Consider the following 13,078-nt stretch of genomic DNA (forward strand, 5'->3'; position numbering starts at 1 on the left):
CGGCCGCTGGTCCGTGCCGGGGGACGTGATTATTGGCGGTGCGAAGACTGCCGGCTGAGTTTCCTCGAACCGGCGCAGCGCCTCGGCCGCGATGCCGAGCGCGCGTTCTACGACACCCACCGGAACGCGCCGGACGATCCCGGCTACCGCCGCTTTCTCGCCCGTATCGCCGAGCCGCTGATGCAGCGCCTGTCCGGTTCCGCAGAGGGCCTGGACTACGGCTGCGGACCGGGGCCGGCGCTGGCGGCCATGCTGGCGGAGGGCGGCCACCGGGTGGCCTGCTATGACCCCTACTATTGTCCGGATGCGGCCGTGCTGGCGCGCGACTACGATTTCATCACCTGCACCGAGGTCGCCGAGCATTTCCACGATCCGGCCGCCGAGTTCGTGCGCCTGGCCGGCCTGCTGCGCCCGGGCGGCTGGCTGGCGGTGATGACCTGCTTCCAGACCGACGACGCGCGTTTCGCCAACTGGCACTACCGGCGTGATCCCACCCATGTGGTGTTCTACCGGGAGGAGACGTTTGCCTGGCTGGCCGGACACCTGGGCTGGCATCTGGAGGTGCCGGCCAAGGACGTGGCGCTGCTGCGCCGCCCGCTCCTGGCCTAGGGCGTGTTCACGCGATCCGCCGCGGATCGCGTGAACACGCCCTAGAGTACGCTCTCGGCCAGATTGTGCTGCTCGGCCACCGAGCGCAGCGTGTTGCCGGTGCACGGCCCCTCGTAGCTGCAGCAGTAGTCCACCGCGGCCCGGCCGCCCAGCTGCGGGCAGGCGGCGAAGAGTTCGGCCACCCAGTCCACGAAGGCACGCACCTTGGCCGACAGGTGGCGGTTGGCGGGATAGACCACCGAGATCGGCAGGGGTGACGGCTGCCATTGGGGCAGCACCTCGCGCAGGGCGCCGGACTCCAGGTGGGGCAGGGCCATGAAGCGGGGCGCCTGCACCAGGCCGAAGCCCTGCAGCGCGCAGGCGAGATAGGCGTCGCTGTCGTTGACCGACACCACGCTGCGCATCTTGACCTCGGTGACCACGCCATCCACGACGAAATCCCAGTCGATGCCGCGGCCGGTGAGGCTGGAGAAGTAATGCACCGCGTGGTGGCCGGAGAGGTCGGCGATGGTGCGCGGTTCGCCATAGTCTTCCAGGTAGTTCGGTGCCGCGCAGGTGACGCCGAAGAGGGTGCCGATGCGGCGCGCCACCAGCGAGGAGTCCGGCAGGCTGCCGATGCGGATGGCGCAGTCCACCGCCTCGCGCACCATGTCCACCGGGCGGTCGCTCATGCCGATGGCCAGCTCCAGTTCGGGGCAGCGTTCGTGGAACTCGCACAGTTGCGGGATCAGCACCAGGCGGCCGATCGCGGCCGGCACGTCGATGCGCAGCCGGCCGCGCGGCCTGCGCGCGGCTTCGCGGAAGGAGGCTTCGGTTTCCTCCACGTCGGCCAGGATGGCGACGCAGCGCTCGTAATAGGCGGCGCCGTCCTGGGTCAGGCTCAGCCGCCGCGTGCTGCGGTTGAGCAGCCGCACCTGCAGCAGGCGTTCCAGGTTCTGGATGATGGTGGTGACCGTGGCGCGCGGCAGCCCGAGGCTGTCGGCCGCGCGCGAAAAGCTGTTGGCGTCCACCACGCGGGTGAACACCTGCATGGCCTGAAAACGATCCATTCCCTCTGCTCCTTGCGCCTGCCCGCGATCCCGTCAGTGGCTGAATTATCCGCCAATTACTGACTGGATTATTCGCCATTCACGAATAGTGTTTCCGAATCCGGCACATTTATCCGGGCCGAAACAACACCCAAGATTGATGCACTGCGGCATGACCGAAGCCGGTGCCGCCATTCCCGACAGGAGCACCACGATGTCCCTTCCGCGCAAACCCTATCTCCTCGCCATCACGGCTGCGGTGCTGCTCGCCCTGGGCGGTAGTCTCGCCGTGCTCGGCGTGCAGTCCGACGCCCAGGCCGTCGCCGCGCCGCCGCCCAGCCCGGTGGATGTGGCCACCGTCGCCAGCCGGCAGATCACCGATTGGCAAAGCTACTCCGGCCGCCTGGAAGCGGTGGACCGGGTGGAAATCCGGCCGCAGGTCTCCGGCACCCTCACCGAAGTGCATTTCCACGATGGCGCCCTGGTGAACAAGGGCGATCCGCTGTTCACCATAGACCCCCGGCCCTACGCCGCCGCCCTCGAACATGCCCACGCCCAGCTTGCCGCCGCCGAGGCGCGCGCCGCCTACACCGCCGGCGAACTCGCCCGCGGCGAGCGGCTGATCGCCGACAACGCCATCGCCCGGCGCGATTTCGAGGAAAAGCGCAACGCCGCGCGCGAGGCCGAGGCCAACCGGCTGGCCGCCCGCGCCGCGCTGGAATCGGCCCGCCTCAACCTGGAATACACCCGCATCACCGCGCCGGTGGCGGGCAAGCTGTCGCGGGCGGAAGTGACCGTCGGCAACGTGGTCGCTGCAGGTCCGGGCAGCCCGCCGCTCACCACGCTGGTGTCGGTGGTGCGCATGTACGCCGCCTTCGACGTGGACGAGCAAAGCTTCCTCGCCATCATCAACGGCCGCCAGGGCGAGGCCGGCGTGCCGGTGCACCTGGGGCTGGCCAACGAGGACGGCCACCCGCGTAGCGGCACGGTCAGCTCGGTGGACAACCGCATGGACACCTCCAGCGGCACGATCCGAGTGCGCGCGGTGTTCGACAACGCCGACGGCACCCTGCTGCCCGGCCTCTACGCCCGCATCCGGCTGGGCAGCAGCACGCCGCGCGAGGCCCTGCTGATCGACGAGAAGGCGATCGGCACCGACCAGGACAAGCGCTTCGTGCTGGTGGTGGACGAGTCCAACCGCAGCGCCTACCGCGAAGTCACGCTGGGCGCGGCGCAGGGTCCGCTGCGGGTGGTGGAGAGCGGCCTGCAGGCGGGCGAGCGCATCGTGGTCAACGGCCTGCAGCGCGCCCGCCCCGGCCAGACCGTGCAGCCCAACCCGGTATTGATGTCGGGCGAAGCCGCCCCGGCCACTCCCGCCGCTTCTGCGAACGACGCCGGCAGCGCCGGCAGGAGCTGAGCACCCCGCCATGAACATCTCGAAATTCTTCATCGACCGGCCCATCTTCGCCGGCGTGCTGTCCATCCTGATCCTGCTCGGCGGCCTGCTGGCGATGTTCCAGTTGCCGATTTCCGAGTACCCGGAAGTGGTGCCGCCCTCGGTGGTGGTGCGCGCCCAGTACCCCGGCGCCAACCCCAGGGTAATCGCCGAGACTGTGGCCTCGCCGCTGGAAGAGGCGATCAACGGCGTCGAGGACATGCTGTACATGCAGTCCCAGGCCAACAGCGACGGCAACCTCGCGCTCACCGTGCATTTCCGCCTCGGCATGGACCCGGACAAGGCCCAGCAACTGGTGCAGAACCGCGTTTCCCAGGCGCTGCCGCGGCTGCCGGAGGACGTGCAGCGCCTTGGCGTGACCACGGTGAAAAGCTCGCCGACGCTGACCCTGGTGGTGCACCTCATCTCGCCCGACGACCGCTACGACGCCACCTACCTGCGCAACTACGCGGTGCTCAACGTCAAGGACCGCCTGTCGCGCATCTCCGGCGTCGGCGAGGTGAGCATCTGGGGCGCCGGCAACTACGCCATGCGCGTCTGGCTGGACCCCAGCAAGGTCGCCCAGCGCGGCCTCACCGCCAGCGACGTGGTGCGCGCCATCCGCGAGCAGAACGTGCAGGTCGCGGCCGGCGTGATCGGCGCCTCGCCCACGCTCGCCGACGTGCCGCTGCAGTTCTCGGTGAATGCCCAGGGGCGGCTCACCACCGAGGTGGAATTCCGCGATATCGTGCTGAAGACCTCGGTCGACGGCGGCGTCACCCGGCTGGGAGACGTCGCCCGCGTCGAGCTGGACGCGGCCGAATACGGCCTGCGCTCGCTGCTCGACAACAAGCCCGCCATCGGCATGGGCATCATGCAGGCGCCGGGCGCCAACGCGCTGGCGGTGTCTGAGCAGGTGCGCGCGGCGATGGCCGAGCTGAAGCAGGACTTCCCCGAATCGGTGGACTACCGCATCGAGTACGACCCCACCCAGTTCGTGCGCGCCAGCATCAAGGCGGTGATCACCACGCTGCTCGAAGCGGTGGCGCTGGTGGTGCTGGTGGTCATCCTGTTTTTGCAGACCTGGCGCGCCTCCATCATCCCGCTGCTGGCGGTGCCGGTGTCCATCGTCGGCACCTTTGGCCTGATGCTGGCCTTCGGCTACTCGATCAACGCCCTGTCGCTGTTCGGCATGGTGCTGGCGATCGGCATCGTGGTGGACGACGCCATCGTCGTGGTGGAGAACGTGGAGCGCAACATCGCCGCCGGGCTCACACCGCGCGACGCCACCTACCGGGCGATGCAGGAGGTCAGCGGCCCGATCATCGCCATCGCGCTCACGCTGGTGGCGGTGTTCGTGCCGCTCGCCTTCATGACCGGGCTCACCGGCCAGTTCTACAAGCAGTTCGCGATGACCATCGCCATCTCCACGGTGATCTCCGCCTTCAACTCGCTGACCCTGTCGCCGGCGCTGGCCGCGCTGCTGCTCAAGGGCCACCACGACCACCAGCGGCCGGACTGGCTCACCCGCGCGATGAACCGCGCGCTCGGCGGCTTCTTCGCCGGCTTCAACCGCGTCTTCGGCCGCGCCTCGGAGGACTACGGCCGCGGCGTCGCCGGCGCGATCTCGCGCAAGAGCAGGGTGATGGGCGTGTATGCGGTACTGCTGGCGCTCACGGCAGGAGTTTCCTGGGTGCTGCCCGGCGGCTTCGTGCCGGCGCAGGACAAGCAGTACCTGATCAGCTTCGCCCAACTGCCCAACGGCGCCTCGCTGGACCGCAGCGAGGACGTCATCCGCCGCATGGGCGAGATCGCCCTGGAACAGCCTGGCGTGCAGAGCGCCATCGCCTTCCCCGGCCTGTCGATCAACGGCTTCACCAACAGCTCGTCGGCGGGCATTGTGTTCGTCACCCTCAAGCCCTTCGACGAACGGCGCGCGCCGGAACTGTCCGCTGATGCGATCTCCGCCGCGCTCAACGGCAAGTACGCGGCGATCAAGGATTCCTTCATCGCCGTGTTCCCGCCCCCGCCGGTGATGGGCCTGGGCACGCTGGGCGGCTTCAAGCTGCAGATCGAGGACCGCGGCGCGCTCGGCTACGCTGAACTGGACGCTGCCGCCAAGGCCTTCATCGCCGCCGCGCAACAGGCGCCGGAACTCGGCCCCGCCTTTACCAGCTACCAGATCAACGTGCCGCAGCTCGACGTGGATCTGGACCGGGTCAAGGCCAAGCAGCTCGGCGTGTCGGTCACCGACGTGTTCGACACCATGCAGATCTACCTCGGCTCGCTTTACGTGAACGACTTCAACCGCTTCGGCCGCGTCTACCAGGTGCGCGCCCAGGCCGACGCGCCCTTCCGCGCCCGGCCGGAGGACATCGGCCAGCTGAAGACGCGCAACGCCGCCGGCGAGATGGTGCCGCTGTCCTCGCTGCTGCGGGTACACAACGGCTTCGGCCCGGAAATGGTGGTGCGCTACAACGGCTACACCGCGGCCGACATCAACGGCGGCCCGGCGCCCGGCTACTCCTCCGACCAGGCCCAGGCCGCGGCTGAGCGCATCGCCGCCGAAACTCTGCCGCCCGGCATCAAGTTCGAATGGACGGACCTCACCTACCAGCAGATCCTGGCGGGCAACGCCGGCCTCTGGGTCTTCCCGATCAGCGTGCTGCTGGTCTTCCTGGTGCTGGCCGCGCAGTACGAGAGCCTGACCCTGCCGCTGGCGGTGATCATGATCGTGCCCATGAGCATCCTCGCCGCTCTCACCGGAGTGTGGCTGACCGGCGGCGACAACAACCTGTTCACCCAGATCGGGCTGATGGTGCTGGTGGGGCTGTCGGCCAAGAACGCCATCCTCATCGTCGAGTTCGCCCGCGAACTGGAACTGCACGGCAGCACGCCCAGGGAAGCCGCGATCGAAGCCAGCCGGCTGCGCCTGCGTCCCATCCTGATGACCTCCATCGCCTTCATCATGGGCGTGGTACCGCTGGTGCTGTCCTCCGGTGCCGGCGCCGAGATGCGCCAGGCGATGGGCATCGCGGTGTTCTTCGGCATGCTGGGCGTGACGCTGTTCGGCCTCTTCCTGACGCCGGTGTTCTACGTGCTGCTGCGCAGCCTGGGCAAGGGCAGCAAGCTGCACACGGCCAGCCCGCACGCGGCGCCGATCCCCGCGCCCCATCTGGCGTCCTGAGCCCGGAGCCGACGACATGAATACGATTCCCTTCGCGCGGCGGATTCCGCTGCTGCTCGCCACCCTGCTCACGCTCGCAGGCTGCTCGCTGGCGCCGGTGTACGAGCGCCCGCAAGTCGCCACCCCAGCCGCCTTCAAGGAGGCCGACCCGGCGCAGGGAGCCGCCGCCGCGGCACGCTGGAAGACCGCCACGCCGGCCGAGGAGCGGCACCGGGGCGAATGGTGGCGGCTGTTCGGCGACGAGACGCTGAACGCGCTCGAAGCCGAGGCGCTGGCCGCCAACCAGGACCTCAAGGCCGCCGCCGCCCGTCTCGCCCAGGCGCGCGCACTGGAAGGCAGCGCCCGTTCCGAGCGCGTGCCGCAGGTGGACGCCGGCTTCGGCCCCACCCGCCAGCGCCCTTCGCCCGCCTCCCAGGGGCTGGACGAGGATGCTTCCGTTTCGCCGAATACCCTGTGGCGCGTCCAGGCCGGCATCTCGTATGAAGTGGACCTGTTCGGCCGCGTCGCCTCGACGGTGGAAGCGGCCTCTGCCGACACCCAGCAGTACGAAGCCCTGCTGCGCTCGGTGCAGCTCGCGCTGCAGGCCGACGTCGCCCAGGCCTACTTCCTGCTGCGCGAACTCGACGCCGAGCAGGCGCTGTTCCGCGCCACCGTGGCACTGCGCGGCGAGGCGCTGAAGCTGGTGCAGCGCCGCTTCGAGGCCGGCGACATCGGCGAGCTGGACGTGGCCCGCGCCCGCACCGAGCTGGCCTCGGCCCAGTCGGAAGCCCACGGCGTCGCCCGCCGCCGCGCCGTGGCGGAACACGCGCTGGCCATCCTGCTCGGCAAGCCGCCGTCCGAATTCGCCTTCGCCGCCCGGCCGCTGGACCGTGTCGCGGTCCACGTGCCTGCCGGCCTGCCCTCGGCGCTGCTCGAACGCCGCCCCGACATCGCCGCCGCCGAGCGCGCCATGGCCGCGGCCAATGCCCGCATCGGCGCGGCGCGCGCCGCCTTCTTCCCGCGCCTGACGCTGACCGGCGCGCTCGGCTACGAGTCCGCCGAACTGGGCGACCTGTTCCAGTGGTCGAGCCGGACCTTCCTGCTCGGCCCGCTGGCGGGCGCCATGCTGTCGCTGCCGATCTTCGACGGCGGCCGCCGGCAGGCCGCACTCGACCGCAGCCGCGCGGCCTACGAGGAAGACGTGGCGCGCTACCGCCAGACCGTGCTGGGTGCCTTCCGCGAGGTGGAGGACGGACTGGCCAGCCTGCGCATCCTCGGCAACCAGACCCAGGCCCAGGACGAGGCGGTGGCGGCGGCCGAGCGCGCCGCACGGCTGTCGCAACTGCAGTACCGTGAAGGCGCGGCGAGCTACTTCGAGGTCATCGACGCCGACCGCAGCGTGCTGCAGCAGCGCCGGGTGTCCGTACAGCTCGACGGCGAGCGCGCGCGTTCGACGGTGGCACTGATCCGCGCGCTGGGCGGCGGCTGGGACGCAGAGCCGGGCCGGCTGCCGCTGGCCGCCGCCGCGGCCGACTGAACCGGCAGCCGGGAAAACAAAAGGCCGCGTGCCCAAGCACGCGGCCTTTCGCCGTGACGGCGGCCGGAATCAGCCGCAGGTGCCCACCGCGCCGCAGGCGGTGCAGAAGTCGCAGCCGTCCTTGCGGATCACCGTGTGGTTGCCGCATTCGTTGCACCGCGCGCCCTGCATCAGCTGCGGTTCGCTGTCGTCGCGCGGCGATTCCAGGATGCCCATCTCGCGGGTCGGGTAGCCTTTTTCATCCAGCACCCCGAGCATGGCGTAGCGGTGGATCATCAGCTGGGCGATGTAGGCCACGGTGCTGGGGTAGTTCTGCTGGCGCTTGGTGCCGGGGATGAAGGCCATGAAGTCGCCCAGCGGCTCGGGGTAATCCAGCAGCTTGCGCAGCTTCATGCCGATCCACGCCGGGTCCATGACGCGCATGTCGAGCGACAGGATGCGGGTCAGGCCGTCCAGGGCGCGCGGGTAGTTGCCGGACAGCCACACCGAGTAGGGGCGGGTGACACCGTCCGGCAGGGTGATTTCCTTCAGGCCGAGGACGAAATCCTCGCTGGTGGCCGGGTTGTAGATGTCCACCGTCCACGACAGCGTGCCGTCGGTGCCGGTCTTGGGCTCTTCCTGGCTGAACAGGGTCTCCAGTACCGGCGAGGCTTCCTCGGTGCCGAAGGCGTTGAGCTGCTCGCAGCGGTAGCGCACCACCTGGGCGAAGGCGGACACCGCGCCGGGCATCAGCTTCTTCTCGCCGTGGGGCGGGAAGGGCATCTCGAAGGACTTCTCGCCCACGGTGCGCGCCAGGGTGTCGAGCTTGAGCTTGAGCCAGCCGCGGTCGTTGGCGCGCATGTCCATCGACAGGGTCTTGGCCACCGCGCCCAGGCCGCGCGGCTGGTCGGCGCCGTTCACCCACACCTCGAAGGGGAAGCTGCCGCCGTTGTTGCCGTCCTGGCCGACGAACAGGGCGAAGTCGCCGCTGGGGGTGCTGAGCATGTAGGTCCATGCCATGTTGCCGTCCGGCATCTCGGGGCGGCCCGGCCAGCGCAGGCTGGCGAGTACCGGGGCGGGCAGGCTCTTGATCGACAGGCGCTTGTTGGCGTCGGCGATCTCCACGTCGTGCGGCTGCTTCTGCTCGGCGGAGGGGGTGACCGAGAGCACCGAGCCGAGCACCGAGTTGGGCCGGTAGGTGGCCAGGCCCTTCAGGCCGGCCTTCCAGGCGGTGAGGTAGAGATCCTCGAACTCGGCGTAGGGGTAGTCTTCCGGCACGTTGACGGTCTTGGAGATCGACGTGTCGATGTACGGGGCCACTACCGCCACCATGTCCTTGTGCGCCTGCGCGGAGATTTCCAGCGCGGTGACGAAGTAGGGCGGCAGCTTGTCCACGTTGCCGCCGGTGTGGCGGTACAGGCGCCAGGCGTAGTCCTCGACGGCGTATTCCTTGAAGGTGCCGTCGGCCATGCGCTTGCGCCGCGTGTAGGTGTAGGAGAACGGCGGCTCGATGCCGTTGGAGGCGTTGTCGGCGAAGGCCAGGCTGATGGTGCCGGTGGGCGCGATGGACAACAGGTGCGAGTTGCGCACGCCGTGCTTGCGGATCTTGTCCTTCACGTCGGCCGGCAGGCGCGAGGCGAAGTTGCCGCCGGACAGGTACAGGTCCGCGTTGAACAGCGGGAAGGCGCCGCGCTCGCGCGCCAGCTCCACCGAGGCCAGATAGGCGCGGTTGCGCATGTACTCGGAGATCTTGCGCGCTTCCTCGCGCGCTTCCGGCGTGTCGTAGCGCTTGGCGAGCATGATCAGCGTGTCGCCCAGGCCGGTGAAGCCGAGGCCGACGCGGCGCTTGGACTGCGCTTCGTTGGACTGCTGCTCCAGCGGCCAGTGGGTGACGTCGAGCACGTTGTCCAGCATGCGGATGGACACGTCCACGACCTTGCCGAAGGCCGGGTAGTCGAACTCGGCCTGCGCGGTGAACGGGTTCTTGACGAAGGGGGTGAGGTTGATCGACCCCAGGCAGCAGCAGCCATACGGCGGCAGCGGCTGCTCGGCGCACGGGTTGGTGGCCTCGATGGTCTCGCAGTAGTACAGGTTGTTGTCCTGGTTCATGCGGTCGAGGAACAGGATGCCCGGTTCGGCGTGGTCGTAGGTGGAGCGCATCACCTGGTCCCACAGCTCGCGCGCGCGCACCTTGCGATAGACCCACAGGCCGTCGTCGCGCTGGTAGGCGCCGTTGTCCTTCAGTTCGGCGGTCGGTTCGGCCTTGTGCAGCAGTTCAACGTCGCCGTCGGCTTCCACCGCCTGCATGAAGAGGTCGGAGACGCCTACCGAGATGTTGAAGTTGGTCAGGTCGCCCTGGTCCTTGGCGTGGATGAATTCCTCGATATCCGGGTGGTCGCAGCGCAGCACGCCCATCTGCGCGCCGCGCCGCGCCCCGGCGGATTCCACCGTCTCGCACGAGCGGTCGAACACGCGCATGTAGGACACCGGGCCGGAGGCGTTGGAGTGTGTGCCCTTGACCAGCGCGCCCTTCGGGCGGATGGAGGAGAAGTCATAACCCACGCCGCCACCGCGCCGCATGGTCTCGGCGGCCTGTGCCAGCGCGGTGTAGATGCCCGGACGGCCGTCCACGGCCTCGGTGACGGAGTCGCCCACCGGCTGCACGAAGCAGTTGATCAGCGTGGCCTGCAGCTTGGTGCCGGCGGCGCTGTTGATGCGCCCGGCGGGCACGAAGCCCTTTTCCTGCGCTTCGAGGAACTTGGCTTCCCAGTGGGCGCGCTTGTCTTCCGCCTCGACGGCGGCCAGCGCGCGCGCCACGCGGCGGCGCACTTCGGTGATGGTGGCTTCGTCGCCCTTGGCGTACTTCTCGAGCAGCACTTCGCCGGAGATTTCCTGCGGCGCGAGCGTGGAGGCGTCGGCCTTGCCGCCCGCCTGGGTGTGGGTGGTTGCGCTCATGGGTGGTGGGGTCCGTTGTCGTTTGTGCGTGGGAGCTGGAACGCTGTGAAGCATAGCCCCAAATACTTCTCAGTGCAAAAAAATAAAAATCAACAAAAACAAGTAATTATAAAAAATCATCGTATGTCAATGATTGATCATCTACTACATCTAGTAGCGATGATTTGCCGATATGGGGGCTGAAACCTTTGAAAATACGGGGAAAGGAATGCCTCCGGCATCGGTTCCATGCAGGGGGCAGAGTGGTGTCGAGAGGGACGCGCATCCGCATGATCCGGTGCCGTGTCGGCAGCGCGCTGGGGCAGCGCAGGAACGGCACGCGGCGGCGCCCCGCGTGGCGCGGGCCGCCTCCGCCCGGGCTCTACTGAACGCCCAGCTTGGGGAAGAACAGCGCCACGTAGGCCGCCAGATGCAGTTCCGCTTCCTCGCGGATGCGCCCCAGCTTGGCCGGCGACATCGCCAGCTGCATCCATACCGAGCTGTCGATGCGCGCGGCGGCCTCCTCGCTCGATTCGCCGTTGCGGTCGGCGTGCACCACCTGGTTGGCGACGTGCAGGATGGCTGCGTCGAACGCGCTGTCGCCGCCCAGGCGCGGCTGCAGCTGCGCGCCCAGGGCCTCGGCGAAGCACGGCGGCAGGCGCCAGTGGTCGACCAGCGTGGCGCCCACCTCGGCGAAATCGCAGCCGATCAGGCGGCGCTCGGCCTCGTGCAGGGGTTCGCCGGTCTCGTCGGCGGCCTGCTGCGCCTCACCGGCCAGTTCCGGCACCACCTGATACATCGCCAGGTGTCCCAGATCGGCCAGCATGCCCAGGACGAACAGGCGCTCCGCGCTGGGCAGCCCGCAGTTGCGCGCAATCGCCCGCGAAGCCAGCGCGCACATCACGCTGCCGCGCCAGAAGCGGTTCATGTCCATGCGGTCCGGGCGGATGCCGGCGAACACCGAACTCACCGACATCGCCAGCACCAGGTCGTGGATCTGTTGCAGCCCCAGAATCTGCACCGCGCGGCTCACCGTATCCACCTGGCCGCCGTAGCCGTACAGCGCGCTGTTGACCACGCGCAGCAGGCGGGCGGTGAGTGCCGGGTCGGCGGCCACCAGATGGCCCACCCCGGTCACCGAGCCCTCGGGGGAATCCAGCTCTTCCCGGATGCGGTAATACACCCTGGGCAGGGACGCGAGCGCGTCGAGCTGGGAGACCAGTTCCTGGGCCGAATGCATGAAGGGTTTCCGAAGGGCTGACGTGGGAATTATGGGCGAAGCGCGGCGCGCGGGAAACGTCGCGGCACGCATTGCCACAAGGCGGCCGGTGGACGGGCGGGGCCGTGCGGGCTGGCGAGCGGGGTTCGGGATGGGCGCGGGCGACTGGGCATGGGCGCGGGTGGGTGGTTCGTGGTGGGCGGCATTATGCCCCGGCGCGCGCGCCGGGGGCAGGGGTGTGCGCAGCTTGCCTCATAATCCGCCGGACGAATGGCAAAGGGAGACAGGGCGATGGACGCCACGGTGCGCATGGTGAGCTGGAACATCCAGTGGGGGCGCGGCGCGGACGGGCGCGTGGATCTGCGCCGCAGCGCGGACGATCTGCGCCGCCTGGGCGGCGGCGCAGGGCCGGAAGTGATCTGCCTGCAGGAGGTGGCGAGCAACTTTGCCGGGCTGCCGGGCGGCGCGCGCGAGGACGAGGTGGCCTTCTTCGCCGAGGCTTTTCCCGAACATGAGGCGGTGTTCGGCGCGGCCATCGACGCGCGCGACGATGAAGGCGGGCGGGCGCGCTTCGGCAACCTGATCCTGTCGCGCCTGCCGGTGGATCAGGTATTCCGCCATGCCCTGCCGGCGCCGGCCGATCCCGGCCTGCCATCGATGCCGCGCGCCTGCCTGGAAGTGGTGGTGGAGGCGCCATGGGGCTGGCTGCGGGTGATGACCACGCATCTGGAGTACTACTCCGGGCGCCAGCGCCGCGCCCAGGCCGAGGCCCTGCGGGAACTGCAGCGCGAGATCGCCGGGCGCGCGGGCAGCGTGGCCGGCAAGGAGGGCAACCCGGCCTTCGCCGCCCGTCCGCGTCCGCCTTCGGCAGTGCTGTGCGGGGATTTCAACTGCACGCCGGACAGCGCCGAGCACGCCGCGCTGTGCCGATCGCCGGATGCCGCGCTGCCGGGCTGGCGCGACGCCTGGCCGCTGGTGCACGGCACGGCGGCGCATGCGCCCACGGTGGGGCTGCACGGCGCCGAATGGCCGGACCGGCCGTACTGCTGCGATTACTTCCTGGTCAGTGCCGATCTGGCCGCGCGCGTGCGCGACCTGCAGGTGGATGCGCACAGCGCGGCGTCCGACCACCAGCCGGTGCTGCTGGTGCTGGGGGCGGACGCCTGAAGCG

At 69.4% G+C, this 13,078-nt stretch carries 8 protein-coding genes; 5 read left to right on the forward strand and 3 right to left on the reverse strand.

Annotated features, from left to right (window positions below):
- Window positions 1-54 precede the first annotated feature (54 nt).
- The gene (locus tag E6C76_RS00575) at window positions 55-609 is read left to right on the forward strand and encodes a class I SAM-dependent methyltransferase (protein WP_269140150.1); all 555 of its coding nucleotides are present in this window, start codon (window positions 55-57) and stop codon (window positions 607-609) included.
- A gap of 41 nt (window positions 610-650) precedes the next feature.
- On the opposite strand, the gene E6C76_RS00580 is transcribed toward E6C76_RS00575, so the two are convergent.
- A complete protein-coding gene (locus E6C76_RS00580; protein WP_136346333.1) occupies window positions 651-1,658 on the reverse strand; it encodes a LysR family transcriptional regulator in 1,008 nt (335 codons plus the stop codon).
- 193 nt (window positions 1,659-1,851) lie between these two features.
- Here E6C76_RS00580 and E6C76_RS00585 point away from each other — a divergent pair, with 193 nt between their 5' ends.
- The 3 genes from E6C76_RS00585 to E6C76_RS00595 are packed head-to-tail and all read left to right on the forward strand — an operon-like array spanning window position 1,852 to window position 7,775.
- Window positions 1,852-3,054, forward strand: a complete 1,203-nt coding sequence (locus E6C76_RS00585) for an efflux RND transporter periplasmic adaptor subunit (protein WP_136346334.1) — start codon at window positions 1,852-1,854, stop codon at window positions 3,052-3,054.
- A gap of 10 nt (window positions 3,055-3,064) precedes the next feature.
- On the forward strand, window positions 3,065-6,259 hold the full coding sequence (locus E6C76_RS00590) for an efflux RND transporter permease subunit (protein WP_136346335.1): 3,195 nt from the start codon (window positions 3,065-3,067) through the stop codon (window positions 6,257-6,259).
- 16 nt (window positions 6,260-6,275) lie between these two features.
- On the forward strand, window positions 6,276-7,775 hold the full coding sequence (locus tag E6C76_RS00595; RefSeq protein ID WP_136346336.1) for an efflux transporter outer membrane subunit: 1,500 nt from the start codon (window positions 6,276-6,278) through the stop codon (window positions 7,773-7,775).
- A gap of 69 nt (window positions 7,776-7,844) precedes the next feature.
- On the opposite strand, the gene E6C76_RS00600 is transcribed toward E6C76_RS00595, so the two are convergent.
- Together E6C76_RS00600 and E6C76_RS00605 are read right to left on the reverse strand one after the other, a co-directional pair.
- Window positions 7,845-10,709 carry an adenosylcobalamin-dependent ribonucleoside-diphosphate reductase gene (locus E6C76_RS00600; protein ID WP_136346337.1) on the reverse strand — a complete coding sequence of 955 codons (2,865 nt, stop codon included), beginning with the start codon at window positions 10,707-10,709 and terminating at the stop codon, window positions 7,845-7,847.
- A gap of 361 nt (window positions 10,710-11,070) precedes the next feature.
- Window positions 11,071-11,928, reverse strand: coding sequence for an HDOD domain-containing protein (locus tag E6C76_RS00605; RefSeq protein ID WP_136346338.1), 858 nt, complete (start codon window positions 11,926-11,928; stop codon window positions 11,071-11,073).
- Between the two features lie 270 nt (window positions 11,929-12,198).
- Here E6C76_RS00605 and E6C76_RS00610 point away from each other — a divergent pair, with 270 nt between their 5' ends.
- Window positions 12,199-13,074, forward strand: a complete 876-nt coding sequence (locus tag E6C76_RS00610) for an endonuclease/exonuclease/phosphatase family protein (RefSeq protein WP_230976115.1) — start codon at window positions 12,199-12,201, stop codon at window positions 13,072-13,074.
- Window positions 13,075-13,078 lie beyond the last annotated feature (4 nt).

This window comes from Pseudothauera nasutitermitis, assembly GCF_004801295.1.
Taxonomy (GTDB): domain Bacteria; phylum Pseudomonadota; class Gammaproteobacteria; order Burkholderiales; family Rhodocyclaceae; genus Pseudothauera; species Pseudothauera nasutitermitis.

Coding starts and splice junctions, on each gene's coding strand:
- E6C76_RS00580 (WP_136346333.1), bottom strand. CDS start 1,658: ATGGATCGTTTTCAGGCCATGCAGGTGTTCACCCGCGTGGTGGACGCC.
- E6C76_RS00590 (WP_136346335.1), top strand. CDS start 3,065: ATGAACATCTCGAAATTCTTCATCGACCGGCCCATCTTCGCCGGCGTG.
- E6C76_RS00585 (WP_136346334.1), top strand. CDS start 1,852: ATGTCCCTTCCGCGCAAACCCTATCTCCTCGCCATCACGGCTGCGGTG.
- E6C76_RS00600 (WP_136346337.1), bottom strand. CDS start 10,709: ATGAGCGCAACCACCCACACCCAGGCGGGCGGCAAGGCCGACGCCTCC.
- E6C76_RS00595 (WP_136346336.1), top strand. CDS start 6,276: ATGAATACGATTCCCTTCGCGCGGCGGATTCCGCTGCTGCTCGCCACC.
- E6C76_RS00605 (WP_136346338.1), bottom strand. CDS start 11,928: ATGCATTCGGCCCAGGAACTGGTCTCCCAGCTCGACGCGCTCGCGTCC.
- E6C76_RS00610 (WP_230976115.1), top strand. CDS start 12,199: ATGGACGCCACGGTGCGCATGGTGAGCTGGAACATCCAGTGGGGGCGC.